We start from the raw sequence: 18,387 nt of genomic DNA, 5'->3' as shown, positions 1-18,387 counted from the left end.
CAGATGGAAATAAAAGTTATCAATAAGTCGGCACATAAATTGCCGCACTACGAAACAGATTTTTCAGCCGGAATGGATCTTCGGGCAAATATAGAAGAGCCTATTACTCTAAAACCTTTAGAAAGGGCTATCGTAAAAACAGGTCTTTTCATGGAATTACCTTTAGGCTATGAAGCCCAGGTAAGACCAAGAAGCGGTCTCGCGGCAAAAAAGGGAATTACCGTTCTAAATGCTCCGGGAACAATTGATGCAGATTATCGCGGAGAGATAGGAGTGATACTCGTAAATTTGTCTAATGAGGAATTCGTCATCAACAGTGGTGAGCGAATTGCTCAAATGGTGATCGCGAAACATGAGCATATTTCCTGGCAAGAAGTTGATATTCTTGGCGAAACATCAAGAGGAGAAGGAGGCTTTGGTAGTACCGGCCATAAATAATTAATTATTAAAAAATTGAAATGAAAATAATCGTACCAATGGCAGGTCGTGGTTCACGACTTCGTCCACATACTTTAACCGTACCAAAACCGTTAATTCCTATAGCAGGGAAACCAATCGTTCATAGACTTGTAGAGGATATCGCGAAGGTTTTAGATGAAAAGATAGATGAAGTTGCATTCATTATAGGCGAAGATTTTGGTGAGAAAGTAGAACAGGATCTAATGAAGATCGCGAATAGTCTAGGCGCAAAGGGAACTATTTATTATCAGGATAAACCTCTGGGTACAGGCCACGCGATCATGTGTGCTAAAGAATCATTGACTGGTCCTGCCGTTGTTGCTTATGCCGATACTTTATTTAAAGCAGATTTTAACCTGGATAAATCGGCAGATGCTGTGATGTGGGTGAAAAAGGTCGAAAACCCTTCGGCTTACGGTGTGGTGAAGCTGAATGATAATAATGAAATTACAGATCTTGTTGAGAAACCTGAAGAATTTGTTTCAGATCTTGCCGTAATTGGGATCTACTATTTTAAAGATGTTGAAGTTTTAAAAAATAAACTTCAGGAAGTTCTTGATGCTAAACTTACCCGTGGAGGCGAATACCAGATAAATGACGGTATTGAAGCTATGCGTAAAAGCGGCCTAAGATTCGTTCCGGGAAAAGTTGATGAGTGGATGGACTGCGGAAATAAGAACGTTACTGTTGAAACTAATGGAAGAATGCTTAATTTCCTTCATCAGGATGGTGAAAAACTGATCTCAGATTCAGTAAAGATCAAAGATTCAGAGATCACGGAGCCATGTTATATAGGAGAGAATGTAGAGCTGATCAATGCGAAGATAGGTCCAAATGTTTCTGTAGGAGACGGTACAAAAATTGAAAATTCAAATATTAAGAATAGCCTTATTCAGACTTTTGCAGACATAAAAAATGCAAATCTTGATAATGCTATGATTGGGAATCATGCTAAATTTGATGGTAAATTCACTCAGATAAGCATTGGAGATTACTCGGTATTAGAATAAACTTTTTATATGAGAAACCTGATTATCATTTTTTTGGCGGTGTTTATGGTATTTCCAGCAAAAAGCCAGGAATTGCCGCAGCTGTTTTTGGATGTTAATCAGGATGATCTTGGAAATGTAAGCAATGAGTTTCAGGAATATTTCTTTAAAGCCTTAAAACAAAAAGGCATTGAAAATTACGAAAAGGCGATCACTGCGTTGGAGAAATGTCTGGAACTAAATACAGAAAAAGCGGTTGTCTATTTTGAATTGGGAAGGAATTACAGAGAACTGGAACAATTTGATAAGTCTATAGAGAATTTAAAAAAGGCCAGGGAACTCGCTCCTAAAGAGGAGTCTATACTGGTTTATTTATTTCAGACATATGGAATGACCAAGGACTATGAAGGTGCAATTTCAACTGTAAAAGAACTTATACCAATAGATGAGGCCTACAAGGAAGATCTTGCTAATCTTTATTTTTTGAATGAAAATTACGATGAGGCGCTAAGTCTTCTGGATAAGCTGGATGAAAATCTGGGAGCTAATAGTTATAGAAATTCTTTGAGACGCCAGGTTTATGCCCGTACAAAGAATAATGGTGCACAGATCAATAATCTGCAGGAAAGTATAACTGCCAATCCAGATATTGAACAGAATTACCTGAACCTTATTTACATTTACACAGAACAAGGAGAGGATGAAGAAGCCTTTCGTGTAGCTCAGGAGCTTTTAGAGACAAATCCCGGATCTTCACTGGCTCACCTGGCTCTTTATAAGTTTCAATTGGATAAAGGCGAAACAGATGCGGCCGTGGCTTCTATGAAAGTTGTTTTCAAAAGTGAAGAAATAGATACAGAATCTAAATTTAAAGTTCTGAATGATTTTTTAAGTTTTGTACAGGATAATCCCGAATATGAAGAGCAGCTTATCGAAGTTGCAGGAAATTTGACTGAATGGGAGAATGCTCCAAAACTATATGAACAGGTTGGGCAGTATTATCTAAAAAAGAATAATAGGGAAGATGCTTTAAAATTCTTTGAATTGGGATTGAATGAAAACCCGGGAAATTTTGAGTTGATCAAAAATACCTTATTGCTTCAACTAGAGTTTAAAAAATATGAATCGGCAAAAGAAGTAAGTGAAGATGCCCTGGAAAGTTTTCCGTCTCAGCCAATGTTATATCTATTACAGGCGGTTGCCTTGAATGAGCTGGAAGATTTTGAAGCTGCTGAAGAGAGCCTTATTTTTGGATTAGATTACCTCATAGATGATAAGAGAATGGAATTTGATTTCTATTCCCAATTGTCAATTAGTTATAGTGGTATGAATAATGCAGATAAGGCAGAAGAATATCGCCGCAAAGCGGAAAATTTGAAAAAAGAAATAAACTGATGTTGAAGAAAATATTTGCCCTGATCCTGCTTTCCACTTTTGTAATATCCTGTGGAAGTCGAAAATCTACTGGAAAGATAGTCACTAAAAACGCCGAAGCGGTTTCGGTTATAGAGAAGCATTACTCTACAGAGACGCAATTTAATACGGTTTCTGGAAAGTTAAGAGCAGTATATCAGGATGATGAGAAGACCCAGTCTGTAAATCTTAGTTTCAGAATGGAGAAGGATAAAGCTATCTGGATGAGTGCCAGTATTCTGGGTTTTCCGGTAGCAAAAGCTTACATCACGCCTACCAGTGTTAGTTACTACGAAAAAGTATCTCAGACTTACTTTGATGGTGATTTCAGCCTGGTAAGTGATTTCCTGGGAACACCTCTTGATTTTCAAAAACTTCAGAATTTATTAATCGGGCAGGCTATTTATGACCTGCGCACCGAAGAATATGACTTTGTGCAATCTCCTCGCGGGCTTCAATTCGTTAAGGATGATGCGATGTTGATGAAAAAGATGTTTTTGCTTAATGCTAGTAGTTTTAAGGCAGAAGCTCAGCAGCTAATTCAGGATAAAGATAATAGAGGATTAACGGTAACTTATGATGAATATCAAAAGGTAGATGGCCTTGTGTTTCCAGAGAATATCAGGATCATTGCCAATGAAGGCGGTTCAAACACTAACATAGATCTTACTTACCGATCTTTGACCTTTAATGAAGAAGTAAGTTTTCCATTTGACATCCCTTCAGGTTATGAAGAAATCAGCTTAAAATGATTGCATTGAATTATCCCAAAACCCTATTTTGTTTACTGGTTTTATTTTTCAGCCTTAATATTTCAAATGCTCAAACCAATAGGGAGGAGCTTGAAAAAAGACGAATTGAACTTCGTAATGAGATCACTCGTATAAACGAGTTAAGGATCTCTAATCAAAAGAAACAACGTTCGGTACTTGGGCAGGTTGAAGATCTTAACCAGCAAATAAAAAGTACAGAAGATCTTATAAAATTAACCAATCAGCAGGCTAATTTACTTAACCGCGAGATCAATACGAATACCAACAAAATTGGTCAGCTTAGAAAGGAGTTGGAAAAACTCAAAGAGGATTATGCCAGGATGATCGAGAAATCCTATAAAAGTAAATCCCAGCAAAGCAGGGTGATGTTTCTCTTGTCTTCCAAAAACTTCTTACAGGCTTATAAGAGGCTACAGTATATGAAACAGTATACGAACTATAGAAAACAACAGGGAGACGAAATTAAGGCTAATACACAGGAATTACAGGAGCTTAATGCCAGGCTGGTTCGGCAAAAGGAGGAAAAGGATAAATTGATTGCCGAAAACCGTAAAACCAGGGCTGAATTAGAAAAGAATAGAAAGTCTCAGCAAACGTTGATGGCGACAATAAGGCAGCGTGAAGGTGAGTTCGCTTCCCAGATAAAAAGTAAGCAACAGGAAATTGATGAGATAGACCGCGCGATAGATAAAATGATACGTGAGTCTATTGCCAAGGCCAATAAGGAAAGTGGTTCAACTTCCAGAAGTACTTATAAACTTACTCCGGCGGCAGAAGCTCTGGCGGCAGATTTTAATAATAACAAAGGGAAATTACCATGGCCGGTACAATCTGGGGTGGTAACTATGAAATTTGGTAAGCAGCCGCACCCGGTTGTAAGATCTGTTATGGTGAACAATAACGGCGTAAGGATAGATACCGATAAAGGCGGAAAGGCCCGTGCGGTATTTAACGGAACCGTAAGTGAGGTTCAAGCCGTAAAAGGCGCCAACCAGGCGGTAATGGTAAGGCACGGAGATTATATCACCATTTACAATAACCTTGAAAAGGTGTATGTAAAAAGAGGTGACAGGGTGGTCACTGAACAGGAAATAGGGGAAGTAGCAACCAGTAAATCTACAGGTAAAACTACTTTACACTTCTTGCTTTATAAAAATGATCAGAAGATGGATCCAGCAGCCTGGATCTACAGAATGTAATCTAAAACTATTCACAGAAGTTTAGTCGAAAAGCGCCTTGAGCTCCGTTGCATCTGCAGGTTTCATTTTGCCTGCAAGTACAAGACTCAATTGCTTTCTTCTTAAGGCAGCCTCAAAGCGTTCCTTTTCAAGATCGGTTTCAGGCTCTAAAGGTGGAATCTGTATTGGAGTTCCAGTTTCATCTACAGCAACAAAGGTGTAAATAGCCTCATTAGCCTTGCTTCTACGACCACTTTCACGATCTTCCACCCAAACATCTATGAATATCTCCATCGAGCTTTTAAAAGCTCTGGAAACAGCAGCTTCTACAGTTACAACACTTCCTAACGGAATTGCCTTATTGAAAGCAACATGATTTACAGATGCGGTAACTACTATTCTTCTGCTGTGTCTTCTTGCAGCAATACTTGCAGCACGATCCATACGAGCAAGTAACTCGCCTCCAAAAAGATTATTTAATGGATTGGTTTCGCTTGGTAGAACAAGATCTGTTAATGTAGTACGTGATTCGCTAGGTGGTTTAGCCTCCATATCAATTTTTTTGCAAAAGTAAGGAGGATTTAGGAGGTTTGGCCGTTAAGGAAGTATTAAATTAAAGTTCCTGAACCAATAACCAGGCAGCTTCATTGCTTCTTTTTACTTCGTACAGCTTATTTATAGCCTCTCTTCTTGACTGGTGACTTGAATAAACAACTTGATGAAGTCCATATTTATTAGCGCCAATAAGCCTTGCTTTATGACCGTCTTCGCGCAGCTCATCAACCTTTTTCTGAGCGTTTTCTTCCACTCTAAAAGCCCCGGCTACGATATGGTAGTCACCAGACTGTTTTTCTACTTCAAAAGTTACAGCTGGTAAAGGATTATCAATAACGAAAGTGGCCTGCTGAATTTGTTCCTGTAGTTTGCTTTCAGCTTCCTGCTGTTCTGCAATATTATGTTTGGATACCTGACTGCTATATATATTCAAGCCGGCGAAGCTAGATACTCCAAGGGCGATAAGGCCAATAGCAGCATATTTAAGGAAAGAAGATCTTCTTCTTTCAGGAGTGAATAATAATGGCGTTTTTTCTTCCAGCTCTTCAACCTGTTTCTTGTAAACCTCACGTTGAATAGGTGCTGTTTTATAAGATGCCAGTCCAAAAGACTGAGTAAGAAAATTGATCTCGCTAAAAGGATCAAACTGAAGTTTGTCTTCCTGGTCTAGATAAAACTTACCAATATTTGCCAATTCTGCCTTCGCATCATTTTGCAGTGAATTCTCCAGGTCGTAAACGAATTCCTGGATCATGTTATTGGCAGTGTTATATTTCACAGATTCCACATCTGCGACGTAATTCGCTAATAAGCCATCATTCTTGATCAACTGCCTGTTGAAAGAAATAACTTTATTTGGAGGATAAAACTCTTTGGAATTCTCGTCTATATATGCTGACTGCTTTTGCGAAAGGAAAGCACCGAAACCGGGCAAAACTACACATTCGTATCTATAAAGCAGGTCCTGGATGTGGTTGGAAATATTCATTGGTCGCAAAAATATAGGTTATTGGTAGTGGGTTAAAGTTACCCAAAGAAATTTTATTAACAAATGTTTTTTTCTGTAATTTTAATCAAATTATCCTGGATGAATTCTGAAGACCTATTATATGCAATGGCATTGCAACACATTCCAAATCTGGGAGATACAACTTCCAAAAAACTGATTGCTAAGTTAGGTGGTGCAAAAAATGTCTTCAAAGAAAAAAGATCAAATCTTCTCAAAATTGATGGAGTTGGCCAGGTTAGAATTCAGGAATTAAATGAATCCAGACATTTTAAGGCCGCGGAAGAAGAGCTTAAGTTTATTGAAGCGAATAATATCAAGGTTCATTATTTTCAGGATAAAAATTACCCCGAGAAACTTAAACATTGCCTTGATGGCCCGATCATTCTATTTTCAAAAGGGAATATAGAACTTGATAGAAGGAGAGTAATTAGCATTGTGGGTACTAGAAAAATATCTGCTCATGGAAGCTCATTTTGCGAGGAGTTTATAGAAAACCTGGCAGTATTGGATCCGGTTATTATCTCTGGATTTGCCTATGGAGTAGATATTACTGCTCAAAAGGCGGCCGTTAAGAATAATTTGCAAACGGTTGGTTGTCTGGCTCACGGATTAAACCAGATCTATCCAAAATCTCATAAAAAGTACATGGCAGAAATTGAAAAAAATGGAGGCTTTTTTACAGATTTCTGGAGTACCGACAATTTTGACCGCAATAATTTTTTGAAACGTAACCGTATCATTGCCGGCTTAAGTGAAGCAACCATAGTTATAGAAAGTGCCGAAAAAGGTGGTGCCCTGGTTACGGCAGATATTGCCAATTCCTATGATAGAGAGGTTTTTGCTGTCCCTGGACGGCCTGCAGATAAATACAGTATTGGTTGCAATAATCTCATTAAAGCACAAAAAGCACATGTATTAACTTCAGTTGCAGACCTGGTATATATTCTAAACTGGGAACTAAACGAGAAGCAACAATCTGTTCAGAAACAACTTTTTGTCGAGCTCGAAAAAGATGAACAAAAGATCTTTGACTTCTTGAAATCCAGCGGTAAAACCGAATTGGATCTCTTGGCTTTAAATTGCCAGTTCCCAACCTTTAAAACCGCCTCGTTACTGTTGAATATGGAATTAAAAGGCGCTATAAGACCTCTCCCTGGAAAACTATTCGAAGTTATTTAATATCCAGATTTAGCTCTAACCTTTTTTAGAACTTCATTAGCAACAAGCCTTGCTTTTTCAGCTCCTTTTTCAAGAGCTTTATCTACCTCTGCAGGATTATTAATGAAGTACTCATATTTTTCACGCGTTTCCTGAAATCTTTCTTTTACGAGTTCAAAAAGTGCTTGTTTGGCATGACCGTAACCATAATTCCCTGCTTCATAATTCTTTCTCATTACAGCTGTTTGTTCTTCATTAGCAATAAGCTTATAAAGAGCAAAAACATTACAGGTATCAGGATCTTTTGGTTCTTCCAATGGAGTGCTGTCTGTTGCGATTCCCATGATCTGTTTTCTCAATTTTTTATCTGTCTGGAAAATATTGATGGTATTACCCTTAGACTTACTCATCTTTTCACCATCGGTACCCGGAACATACATCGTGTCTTTTTGCACATTTGCTTCAGGGATAACAAATACCTCACCCATTTTCGCATGGAACCTGGCGGCTACATCTCTGGTCATTTCCAGGTGTTGTAATTGATCTTTACCCACAGGAACGATATCAGCATCATATAATAGGATATCTGCCGCCATAAGCATGGGATAACTAAATAAACCACTGTTAACATCTTCCAGCCTGTCTGCCTTATCCTTAAAAGAATGTGCAAGTGTTAACCGTTGATAGGGGAAGAAACAACTTAGATACCAGGATAATTCGGTAACCTGGGGAATATCGCTCTGGCGATAGAAAACACTTCTTTCTATGTCCAGACCACAGGCAAGCCAGGTCGCCGCAACAGAATAGGTATTTTGCCTAAGTGTTTCAGCATCTTTTATTTGAGTTAGAGAATGCAGGTCTGCAATAAAAATAAAGGAATCGTTATCTGGCTGATTAGCCATTTCTATAGCTGGTAATATTGCTCCTAATAAATTTCCTAAATGGGGTGTTCCTGTACTTTGTACTCCTGTAAGTATTCTGGACATTGACTTCTTGGATTTTGTTGCAAAGGTAATTTTTTTATAGAATTCGCTCGGTTCATTTTACTACTTTTGGATACTATGAGTTTTATTAAATCGGCGGCAATTTTATTATGGCGAATCTGGTTCTATATATTAATGATCGTGCCGATTATTATTATGCTTCCCTTTTTAATAGTTTTCACTTCTTCTGAAAAATTTTACCCGCAGTATTATGTTTGCGCCCGTATCTGGTCGAAGATCATAATTTATGGAATGGGTTTTCATATTAAAGTTGATGCAGATGAACTTCCCAAAAAGAACAAAAGTTACATGCTTGTTGCTAATCACACGTCTATGCTGGATATAATGCTAATGCTAAGCGTTATAAAACAACCCTTTGTTTTTATTGGTAAAAAGGAATTAGGTAAAATACCGATTTTTGGTTTTTTCTACCGGCGTACGTGTATACTTGTTGACAGGAAAAATCAAAAAAGTGGCAAGGCTGCTTTCGAGGAAGCCCAACGAAGATTAAAACAGGGTAACAGTGTTTGTATATTTCCGGAAGGAGGCGTTCCAGATGATCATACTATAATTCTGGATCAGTTTAAAGATGGGGCCTTCAGGTTAGCCATAGAACATAAGATCCCTATTATTCCTTTAACTTTTCACGATAATAAAAAACGCTTTTCCTATAAATTCCTTACCGGAAGACCTGGAAAATTAAGGGTGAAAATCCATAATTTCATCCATACGAAAGATCTGGAAATTACCTGCAGGAAAGAGTTAAAAGAAAAAACTCATAACATCATTCTGGAAGAGCTTCGTGATCCCAGTCTTTAAAATCTGAAATTCAGCCCGGAATATATTCCAAAATTTGTTGGTTGAACATTATCAACATTCTTAAAAGTGTTCAATTGATATTTAAAAATAGGCTCTACACTAATGCTGAATTTATCTGTAAGTTTATAGTCCATTCCCAGGCCAATATTTGTACTAAAGCTGGTACTGTTTATATTAGAGGCTTTTCCAAGTTTTGTTTTGTTATTTGCGGATATTAGATCAACGCGATTATTGTCCAGGAAGAGGCTACTACCTCCTCCAATAATATTTAATCCGAATTTTCTATTAATCAGGGCAAATTCAAGTTCTACAGGAATTTCTATATACCCGAATTTCTGACTTATTTCCCCGGGAGTAAAAACTGAAGCATTAACAGAATTGCTGAATCCCATAGTGCCTGTTGGAAGTCCGCTGTCTGAAGAGTTATTGTCTCTAATATCGATATTATCTGCTACCGGTGTTATATTGTCAAATCTAACAGAACTGGCTGCAGGAGAGTAAGAAATATCCTGAATGGTGTTGTTGATATCCACTTTGCTTATACCAGTTCTTATACTAAGCTTATTAGAAATTTGATAAGCAACTTTAACGCCATAAGAAAAAGTAACGTCAGAGGATGATGGGTTGCCTGAAAACTGATTGGAAAGCTCATTTCCGCTTCCAAGATTTTTATAGAATACAGGAGCGGCGAAAGTAGAAAGTCTTAATTTTTTTGAATTTACTTCGGCTAAATTTTCATTTTCTTCCTCTGTCTTTTTCTTGTCCTTTTCAATTTCAGCAAGTGCATTTTGTTCTTCGAGAACAGACTTTGTCTTCGTTGAATCTATTAACGTTTTTTCTGTCTGTGCAATTTCACCGGAAGTCTTATTTTGGACCTCTTCTGTTTGAATTGCTCGGTTTTCTGTTTCATATCTATTCTTTGAAGAATCGATTTGCTGAACCGGTATAGTTGCCTTTTTATTTTGATTGGACACAATAGAATTAGTAGTGGCCGATTTTGTTCCCACCGTATTATTTGGCTCTATTTCCTGATTATTCTCGAAAGATCTATTATCTGAATTAGAATTGTCTTTTCCTTTTTCTTCTATATAATTTTCAGAAACAATACCCTCTGAAGATCCACTTTGATTTTCTTTCTTTTTGGGTGTAACCTTTTGATCCTGACCCTGATTCGTTTTTTCAGGATTTTCAAAAACCACTTCAGGTTCATTAGTTAAGGGAGTTTCAGTATCTAAAAATAAAAGGCTGGAGATAATTAAAACCAATACCGCAGCTACACCTCCAATTTTCCACCAAAGTGGAATGATAAATGGTCTTTTCTTTTCTTTTTCATCAAGTCTTGACGAAATTTTCTTCCAAACCTCCTCATTAGGTTCCTGTTCAAAATCCTTGAACTTCTCCTGATAAATCCGGTCTATATTTTTTCTTTCTTTCATGATGATTGAGCCGAATTATGAATATTCTGTTTTCTTTCAATCTTATCTTTTAAAGCCATTCTTGCCCTGGCAAGGTTAGACTTCGAGGTTCCTTCAGAAATTTTAAGCAATTCTGCAATTTCTTTGTGTGAGTGGCCGTCCATCACATATAGATTAAATACCTGTCTATATCTGTCTGGAAGATTTTGAACACACTCCAGCAGAAAATCTACAGAGAGCTCATCGGTCTCTACTTCTATCTCTTCCTGTTGTAAATAATCTTCGTTAGTGATACCATACACCTTTTGTTGCCGGTGTTTCTGCAAAGCAGTGTTAATTAAGATCCTTTTCATCCAACCTTCAAAGGAGCCTTCATTCTTATACTGAGAGATCTTTTCAAAAATGGTTACAAATCCATCCTGAAGATTATCTTCGGCTTCCTGGCGACTATTAGAATATTTCAGACATACCCCGAAAAGCTTAGCCGCATATAAGCGATAAAGCTGTTCCTGTGCATCTCTATCATTATTTCTGCACTTGCGAATAAGCTCTTTTAATCCCAAGTAACTCTCTTTTTAAGTCTAATCTGAAAACTATTTTCAAATCATCCAGCTTCTGTTACGGGTACCGTAACTTCAGTGTAAATAGGCTGGTCATCTGCATCTGTACCTGTCCAAAAATAGAATTTATAATCTTCTGGTTCATCAATAAGGATATTAAAAGTAGTTGTGCCTGAATTACCGGCTACGTCCTCATTGCATTGAGCATTGGTTGATAATATAGAAACCACGGCTGCATAGATCTGTCTTTTTTCGTCTCCGGTACTGCCACCTCTTCTGGCATCAAGTGCCGCAAAACTATGGCATTGAGATGGTAGATCATAGTCTAGCGTAATTGTGTAAGATTTTCCTAATTCGAAGCTGTCTGGGAGATCGTTCCCAGTAATCGTTGCCAATTCATACTCTGCTGCCGGGCCATTATCATCATTAATAGAACAACTAGTTAGGGTGACTATTGATAATAAAATGAGTGCCAATTTTTTCATAAGTTTTTTGCTTTTATACTATAGATGCAGCAATAATTAAATGGTTGCGTAAAAAGCAAAAAAAATCCCCTTTCGGGGATTCTGGTTTATTCTTTAGCGATCTTGATCGCATTCTTGATCTTTTCTTCCAGTTCTTCCATGAGATCTGGATTATCTTTTAGCAATGTTTTAACCGCATCACGTCCCTGCCCCAGTTTGGTATCCTCATAACTAAACCATGAACCGCTTTTCTTCACGATCTCATAATCTACTCCTATATCGATGATCTCACCAATTTTTGAAACTCCTTCTCCGTACATAATGTCGAATTCGGCAGTTTTAAATGGAGGTGCAACTTTATTTTTCACAACCTTAACCCGGGTTTTATTACCCATTACGTTGTTTGCGCTATCTTTTATTTGGGTAGATCTTCTAATATCAAGTCTAACCGAAGCGTAGAATTTAAGAGCGTTACCACCAGTAGTTGTTTCAGGATTCCCGAACATCACCCCAATTTTTTCTCTTAACTGGTTAATGAAAATAACTGTACAGTTGGTCTTACTTATAGAAGAAGTAAGTTTTCTAAGCGCTTGAGACATTAATCTTGCGTGAAGACCCATTTTAGAATCTCCCATTTCCCCTTCGATCTCACTTTTTGGAGTAAGAGCAGCAACAGAGTCAATTACAATTATATCAATTGCCCCTGAACGTATAAGGTTATCTGTGATTTCAAGAGCCTGTTCACCATTATCTGGTTGAGAAATGATAAGATTGTCTATATCTACATCTAATTTTTCAGCATAAAACCTGTCAAAAGCATGTTCCGCATCAATAAAGGCTGCAATTCCACCTTTTTTCTGGGCTTCAGCAATAGCGTGAAGAGTCAGCGTTGTTTTACCTGAAGATTCAGGACCGTAAATTTCAATAACTCTTCCTCTAGGATATCCTCCAACTCCCAATGCAAGATCGAGGCCTAATGAACCTGTAGAAATAGCATCAACATCTACAACAACCTGGTCGCTCATCTTCATGACCGTACCTTTACCGTAGGTTTTATCCATTTTGTCAAGGGTGAGCTTCAGTGCCTTTAACTTCGCGTCTTTTTCTTTATCGTTGCTCATGAATGTATTTTATTATTGTATAAATAAGGTGTGCTAAAATAAGACAAGTTTTTTTGCAATACAATAAAACTTAAAGCTGTTTTTTGGAATTATTCCAAATATTTGGAAATTTGTGATATTTAAAGCTAATATTGGACTATTGAAGTAAAAATGTATCTTTGCAAAAATTTTCTTTAACACTTAAAATATTAGTATAGCATGCAACTGTACAATAAATTGAGCGCTAAAGAAAGAGAAGCCCTTTTAGAAGAAGCCGGAGAAGACAGGCTTACGCTCTCTTTCTATGCTTATGCAAAGATCGGAAATCCCGAATTATTCAGAAATCATTTATTCATTGCCTGGGACCAGATGGATGTTTTGGGTCGTATCTATGTAGCCCACGAAGGTATTAATGCCCAGCTTTCAGTTCCAGCAGATCGTTTTAATGAATTCAAGAAATTTCTTGATGAGATCTATTTCCTGGAAAATGTAAGATTGAATATCGCGATAGAACATGATATTAAATCTTTTCTGAAATTAAAGGTAAAGGTTAGGAAGAAGATCGTAGCCGACGGACTTAATGATGAAACTTTTGATGTTCGTAATAAAGGAGTTCATGTAGATGCTGCAAAATTCAATGATCTTATAAATGATCCTAACACGATCTTAGTGGATATGAGAAACCACTATGAGAGTGAAATTGGTCATTTTCAGGGAGCGATTACACCAGATGTGGATACTTTCAGGGATTCCCTGGATATCATTGAAGAAGATCTTAAGGAGCACAAGGAAGATAAAAACCTGGTGATGTATTGTACCGGTGGAATTAGATGTGAGAAAGCCAGTGCTTATTACAAACATCGCGGATTCAAGAATGTTTTTCAGCTGGAAGGTGGTATTATTGAATATACCCGCCAGGTGGAGAATCAAAAACTTGAAAATAAATTCATTGGAAAGAACTTTGTTTTTGATCATCGCAGATCTGAAAGAATTTCTGAAGATGTGATCGCCCAGTGTCACCAATGCGGTAAACCTTGTGATACTCATGTGAATTGTGCTAATGAAGCTTGTCATTTATTATTTATTCAGTGTAAGGAATGTGCTGAGAAAATGAATGATTGCTGTTCAGATGACTGTAAGGAGATCGCGGCATTGCCTTATGAAGAGCAAAAAGCACTTCGAAAAGGTAAGGGAGCCAGCAATAAGATCTTTAAAAAAGGAAGATCTGAGGTTTTACGATTTAAGCAATAGGTTTCTTTTCTAAAATGGTGGTGCCAATTAATATTGGTATATTTACTGTTGAAAATTTTTATGAACCTCAAGAAGGTGCTTTTATAATGCGTGTTTGGCTGAAATGATCGGCCTTTGAAGATGAAGGAGATTCTGCAATAATTGCCTGAAGGGCAGGACAGAATGATGTTTACTTATCACGCAATAAAGTAACTTCCTCAATATATATAATATATGGCTTGCACAAGTTGCTCGACCGGCAAAGACGGTCAGCCGAAAGGATGTAAGAATAATGGGACCTGTGGAACCGACGGATGTAATAAACTTACCGTTTTCGATTGGCTTTCAAACATGTCTCTTCCGGGAGGTGTAGAACCTTTCGATATCGTGGAAGTTCGCTTTAAGAACGGCCGCAAACATTTCTTTAAAAACACTGAAAAACTAAGTCTTAGTATCGGGGACGTGGTGGCGACTGAAGCCAGCCCGGGTCACGATGTAGGGATAGTTACTCTAACCGGGGAACTGGTACGAGTTCAGATGAAAAAGAAGAAAGTAGACCAGGATTCACCAGAAGTTCTTAAGATATACCGTAAAGCTTCTCAAAAAGATATAGACGTCTGGCAGGAAGCCCGTGACCGGGAAGCAAAGATCCAGCAAAGATCCAGACAGATCGCTATCAGGCTTAATCTTAGCATGAAAATTAGCGATGTGGAATTTCAGGGGGATGCTTCTAAAGCAACCTTCTATTATACTGCTGAAGATCGTGTGGATTTCAGACAGCTGATAAAAGAGTTCGCTCGAGAATTCAATACCAGAATTGAGATGAAGCAAATTGGCCTTCGCCAGGAAGCAGCACGTCTAGGAGGTATAGGTTCTTGTGGTCGTGAGTTATGCTGTTCTACATGGTTAACAGATTTTAGATCTGTTAGTACTTCTGCCGCTAGATACCAGCAATTGTCACTAAATCCGCAGAAACTAGCGGGACAATGTGGAAAACTTAAATGCTGCTTGAACTACGAATTAGATACTTATCTGGAAGCATTAAAATCTTTTCCAAAAACCGACGTTAAGTTAAAGACCAAGAAGGGAACCGCAGTATGTCAGAAAATTGACATTTTCAAGGGCCTTCTTTGGTATGCTTATGAAGGTGAATGGATGAACTGGCATACGCTAACCCCGGAGCAGGCGAATAAGATAATCGCTAAAAATAAAAAGGATGAGGCTGTTAGTAGTTTAGAGGAATATGCAGTTGAATTACAGATCGATGAATCTGAAACAAAAGGCTTTAATAATTCTGTTAGTGAGGATAGTCTAACAAGATTTGACAGACCTAAACAACAGCGTAAAAAGCGTAACAATAAAAAGAGAAAAAAACGTAAAGGTAATCCCTCAAGATCTAAGAATGCGTAGTGCTTTTTTCGTTTCTTTATTGGCTTCAGTAATTATTGCTTTTTCGTCCTGTGACAGGGAAAGGGTGTTTGATGAGTATGAATCATTAAAAGGCTGGAATAAAGATTCAATCGTAACTTTTGAATTTAACGATATAGATTCTTCCAGGGTTTATGATCTATTCATAAACGTTAGGAATAACAATGATTACAACTACAGTAATTTATTTTTGATCACCGAGATCAGGTTTCCGCAGGGAAAAGTGATCAGTGATACTTTGGAATATGAGATGACCAGACCCAATGGTGATTGGCTAGGTGTAGGGTTTGGGGATGTAAAGGAAAGCAAGCTCTGGTATAAGGAGAATGTTAGGTTTGAGGAACCTGGTAAATACAAAGTAACCATTCAGCAAGCAATGCGTAAAAATGGTGAAATAGAGGGGATTCAGGAATTGGAAGGAATCACTCATGTAGGATTCAGGATAGAAAATAGCGATAATTAATTTTTTGTAATATAAATGGCCCGCACTACTAAAAAAACTAAAAAACCTGCTCATAGCAATCGTAAATATATAGTAGGTTTCTGGACACTTTTCTTAATTGGTGTCCTGACTTCAGTATTTATCTTTTTACTTGCTGGATGGGGCGCATTTGGTAAGATGCCAAGCTTTGACGAACTCGAAAATCCCGAAACTAATTTAGCTACAGAAATATTTTCTTCAGACGGAAAAACCCTGGGAAAATATTACAGTGAGAACAGGACTCCTATAAAATATGAAGATCTTCCAGATCACCTTGTTCAGGCGTTGGTGGCCACTGAAGATGAAAGATTCTATCAACATGCGGGAATCGATGCTAAAGGTACATTGCGTGCGGCTGTTTACCTTGGAACCCGTGGAGGAGCAAGTACCATTACTCAGCAGCTGGCTAAACAATTATTTACTGAGGATGTGGCTCAGAATGATTTTGAGCGAGTATTTCAAAAAGTAAAAGAGTGGGTGATCTCTACCAGGCTTGAACGCCAGTATACTAAAGAAGAGATCATTACCATGTATTTCAATAAATACGATTTTGTTTATCAGGCGGTTGGAATTCGTTCTGCTTCAAAGATCTATTTTGATAAGGAGCCGAGAGAATTAAAGATCGAAGAATCTGCCGTTCTGGTTGGAATGCTTAAGAACTCAGCATTGTACAATCCTATGAGAAGACCTGAGTTGGTAAAATCAAGAAGAAACCAGGTCTTTGAGCAGATGAACCGTAATGGGTTTATTTCGGAAACCGAAATGGATTCCCTTCAGAATTTACCAATGAAGATCGAGTTTACTCCAGAGGGACATGATGAGGGAATGGCTACTTATTTCAGAGCTTACCTTCAGGGATTCATGAAAGACTGGATAAAAGAGAATCCTAAGCCAGACGGTAGTGAATACAGTTTATATAGTGATGGTTTAAAAATTTATACCAGTATAGACTCTAAAATGCAGGAGTATGCGGAGAATGCGGTTACAAAGCATATCGCAAATCTTCAGAAAGAATTTGATCGTCAAAATGAGAAAAATCCAACAGCTCCTTTTAGAGACCTGGATAAATCACAGATAGAAAATAGTATTCAAAGTGCCATGAGAGTTTCTGCCAGATGGAAAAAGATGAAAGCTCAGGGTAATTCTGAAGAAGAGATCAGGAATTCTTTTGAAGAAGATGCTGAAATGCGGGTTTTTAGCTGGAAAGGAACTATAGATACGGTCATGACACCGAGAGATTCTATACTTTACTATAAAGCATTTTTACAAGCCGGGATGATGTCTATGGTGCCGCAAACCGGAGAAGTTAAAGCATGGGTAGGAGGGATCAATTTCAAGCATTTCAAATACGAGCATGTAAAACAGGGGAAACGTCAGGTAGGCTCTACCTTTAAACCATTTGTATATGCCACGGCTATAGATCAGTTAAAATTTTCTCCATGTGATACCTTACCTAAAAGTAAGTTTACTATTGAAGCCGGGAAGCATGGTAATATGAATGACTGGGCTCCAAGGAACAGTGATGGGGAATATGATGGTATGTATACGCTTAAAAAGGCACTGGCTAGTTCTGTAAATACAATTACGGCCAGGTTAATAGATAAAACAGGACCAGAGCCCGTAATAGATCTTATTGGGAAGCTGGGGATAGATACCAGGAATATTCCTGCAGTACCTTCTATTGCTTTAGGTACAGCAGATATAAATCTTTTCGAGATGGTTTCTGCTTACAGCACTTTTGCAAATCAGGGAGTTTATATAAAACCGGTAATGGTGAACAGGATAGAAGACAAGAACGGTACTGTTCTTTATCAAAATGTGCCTGAAACCAGGGATGTTCTGTCAAAAGAAGCTGCCTATGTAACTATTAATTTACTTGAAGGGGTTACTCAGGGAGGTTCAGGAACCAGGTTAAGAGGAGTCTGGGGTACTAATAATGCTTTTTATAAAACAGCCATGACAGGTTATCCTTATGACCTGAAAAATCCAATTGCTGGTAAAACCGGTACTACGCAAAACCAGAGTGACGGATGGTTTATGGGAATGGTGCCAGACCTTGTTACAGGTGTTTGGGTTGGAGCAGAAGACAGAGCAGTTCATTTCCCAACGATCACCTATGGGCAGGGTGCAACTATGGCATTACCAATTTGGGGAATGTATATGAAAGATGTTTATGCAGACCCAGATCTTAAGGTTTCTAAAGAGGCATTTGAACGACCCGAAAATTTGAGTATCGCTGTAGATTGTGCGAATTATGGATCCTCTAAGGAAACTGATAATTCGGTTCCAGACGAACTCGATTTTTAAATTTTTCTCAAAAAAATTCATTAAAAATTCCAGATAAATCAGGGAAGTCACATTATAGCATTGTGA

Annotated in this window: 18 protein-coding genes; 11 read left to right on the top strand and 7 right to left on the bottom strand. The window is 37.9% G+C overall.

The window, feature by feature from the left end; translation table 11 throughout:
* The first annotated feature begins 3 nt into the window (after positions 1 to 3).
* From dut to G530_RS0101595, 5 genes are read left to right on the top strand one after another with little or no spacing between them, the layout of a single operon-like run.
* Entirely contained in the window at positions 4 to 438 is a 435-nt protein-coding gene (dut, locus tag G530_RS0101615) for a dUTP diphosphatase (protein ID WP_026932864.1), read from the top strand.
* Positions 439 to 458: 20 nt separating this feature from the next.
* On the top strand, positions 459 to 1,469 hold the full coding sequence (locus tag G530_RS0101610) for a sugar nucleotidyltransferase (protein ID WP_026932863.1): 1,011 nt from the start codon (positions 459 to 461) through the stop codon (positions 1,467 to 1,469).
* Between the two features lie 9 nt (positions 1,470 to 1,478).
* Entirely contained in the window at positions 1,479 to 2,843 is a 1,365-nt protein-coding gene (locus tag G530_RS0101605; RefSeq protein WP_026932862.1) for a tetratricopeptide repeat protein, read from the top strand.
* A complete protein-coding gene (lolB1, locus tag G530_RS0101600; protein WP_026932861.1) occupies positions 2,843 to 3,613 on the top strand; it encodes a lipoprotein insertase outer membrane protein LolB1 in 771 nt (256 codons plus the stop codon). Before G530_RS0101605 ends, lolB1 begins: the two co-directional genes overlap by 1 nt.
* Complete coding sequence (locus tag G530_RS0101595) at positions 3,610 to 4,833, top strand: murein hydrolase activator EnvC family protein (protein ID WP_035715687.1); 1,224 nt, start codon at positions 3,610 to 3,612, stop codon at positions 4,831 to 4,833. Before lolB1 ends, G530_RS0101595 begins: the two co-directional genes overlap by 4 nt.
* A 21-nt stretch (positions 4,834 to 4,854) precedes the next feature.
* Here the strand turns inward: G530_RS0101595 and G530_RS0101590 are convergent, their stop codons facing one another.
* Both G530_RS0101590 and G530_RS0101585 read right to left on the bottom strand, forming a co-directional pair.
* Positions 4,855 to 5,364 carry an acyl-CoA thioesterase gene (locus G530_RS0101590; protein ID WP_026932859.1) on the bottom strand — a complete coding sequence of 170 codons (510 nt, stop codon included), beginning with the start codon at positions 5,362 to 5,364 and terminating at the stop codon, positions 4,855 to 4,857.
* 61 nt (positions 5,365 to 5,425) lie between these two features.
* A complete protein-coding gene (locus tag G530_RS0101585) occupies positions 5,426 to 6,355 on the bottom strand; it encodes an HU domain-containing protein (protein WP_026932858.1) in 930 nt (309 codons plus the stop codon).
* Between the two features lie 99 nt (positions 6,356 to 6,454).
* Here G530_RS0101585 and dprA point away from each other — a divergent pair, with 99 nt between their 5' ends.
* The gene (dprA, locus tag G530_RS0101580; protein WP_026932857.1) at positions 6,455 to 7,555 is read left to right on the top strand and encodes a DNA-processing protein DprA; all 1,101 of its coding nucleotides are present in this window, start codon (positions 6,455 to 6,457) and stop codon (positions 7,553 to 7,555) included.
* Here the strand turns inward: dprA and trpS are convergent.
* The gene (gene trpS / locus G530_RS0101575) at positions 7,552 to 8,520 is read right to left on the bottom strand and encodes a tryptophan--tRNA ligase (RefSeq protein ID WP_026932856.1); all 969 of its coding nucleotides are present in this window, start codon (positions 8,518 to 8,520) and stop codon (positions 7,552 to 7,554) included. The genes dprA and trpS overlap by 4 nt on opposite strands.
* A 75-nt stretch (positions 8,521 to 8,595) precedes the next feature.
* Between trpS and G530_RS0101570 the strand changes: the two genes are divergently transcribed.
* Positions 8,596 to 9,336 (top strand): lysophospholipid acyltransferase family protein, encoded by a 741-nt coding sequence (locus G530_RS0101570; protein ID WP_035715686.1) that lies wholly within the window; start codon positions 8,596 to 8,598, stop codon positions 9,334 to 9,336.
* Here G530_RS0101570 and G530_RS0101565 read toward each other — a convergent pair.
* From G530_RS0101565 to recA, 4 genes are all read right to left on the bottom strand, one after another.
* Positions 9,333 to 10,772 carry a porin family protein gene (locus tag G530_RS0101565; RefSeq protein WP_026932854.1) on the bottom strand — a complete coding sequence of 480 codons (1,440 nt, stop codon included), beginning with the start codon at positions 10,770 to 10,772 and terminating at the stop codon, positions 9,333 to 9,335. The genes G530_RS0101570 and G530_RS0101565 overlap by 4 nt on opposite strands.
* Positions 10,769 to 11,314, bottom strand: a complete 546-nt coding sequence (locus G530_RS0101560; RefSeq protein WP_026932853.1) for an RNA polymerase sigma factor — start codon at positions 11,312 to 11,314, stop codon at positions 10,769 to 10,771. The genes G530_RS0101565 and G530_RS0101560 overlap by 4 nt, the downstream gene beginning before the upstream one ends.
* Positions 11,315 to 11,355: 41 nt before the next feature.
* Complete coding sequence (locus G530_RS17215; RefSeq protein WP_051199646.1) at positions 11,356 to 11,796, bottom strand: hypothetical protein; 441 nt, start codon at positions 11,794 to 11,796, stop codon at positions 11,356 to 11,358.
* An 86-nt stretch (positions 11,797 to 11,882) separates the two neighbouring features.
* On the bottom strand, positions 11,883 to 12,896 hold the full coding sequence (gene recA, locus G530_RS0101550; protein WP_026932852.1) for a recombinase RecA: 1,014 nt from the start codon (positions 12,894 to 12,896) through the stop codon (positions 11,883 to 11,885).
* Positions 12,897 to 13,094: 198 nt separating this feature from the next.
* Between recA and trhO the strand changes: the two genes are divergently transcribed.
* From trhO to G530_RS0101525, 4 genes are all read left to right on the top strand, one after another.
* A complete protein-coding gene (gene trhO, locus G530_RS0101545) occupies positions 13,095 to 14,126 on the top strand; it encodes an oxygen-dependent tRNA uridine(34) hydroxylase TrhO (RefSeq protein WP_026932851.1) in 1,032 nt (343 codons plus the stop codon).
* 213 nt (positions 14,127 to 14,339) lie between these two features.
* Complete coding sequence (locus G530_RS0101535; RefSeq protein ID WP_026932850.1) at positions 14,340 to 15,515, top strand: PSP1 domain-containing protein; 1,176 nt, start codon at positions 14,340 to 14,342, stop codon at positions 15,513 to 15,515.
* The gene (locus tag G530_RS0101530; protein WP_026932849.1) at positions 15,508 to 15,996 is read left to right on the top strand and encodes a gliding motility lipoprotein GldH; all 489 of its coding nucleotides are present in this window, start codon (positions 15,508 to 15,510) and stop codon (positions 15,994 to 15,996) included. Before G530_RS0101535 ends, G530_RS0101530 begins: the two co-directional genes overlap by 8 nt.
* A 15-nt stretch (positions 15,997 to 16,011) precedes the next feature.
* Positions 16,012 to 18,321: a penicillin-binding protein 1A gene (locus tag G530_RS0101525; protein WP_026932848.1), complete on the top strand. Its 2,310-nt coding sequence runs from the start codon at positions 16,012 to 16,014 to the stop codon at positions 18,319 to 18,321.
* The last annotated feature ends 66 nt before the right edge of the window (positions 18,322 to 18,387 follow it).

This window comes from Christiangramia echinicola DSM 19838, assembly GCF_000423065.1.
In the GTDB taxonomy this organism is placed as follows: domain Bacteria; phylum Bacteroidota; class Bacteroidia; order Flavobacteriales; family Flavobacteriaceae; genus Christiangramia; species Christiangramia echinicola.
Note: the sequence above shows the minus strand (reverse complement) of the source record. Positions and strands in the feature narration are given on the sequence as shown.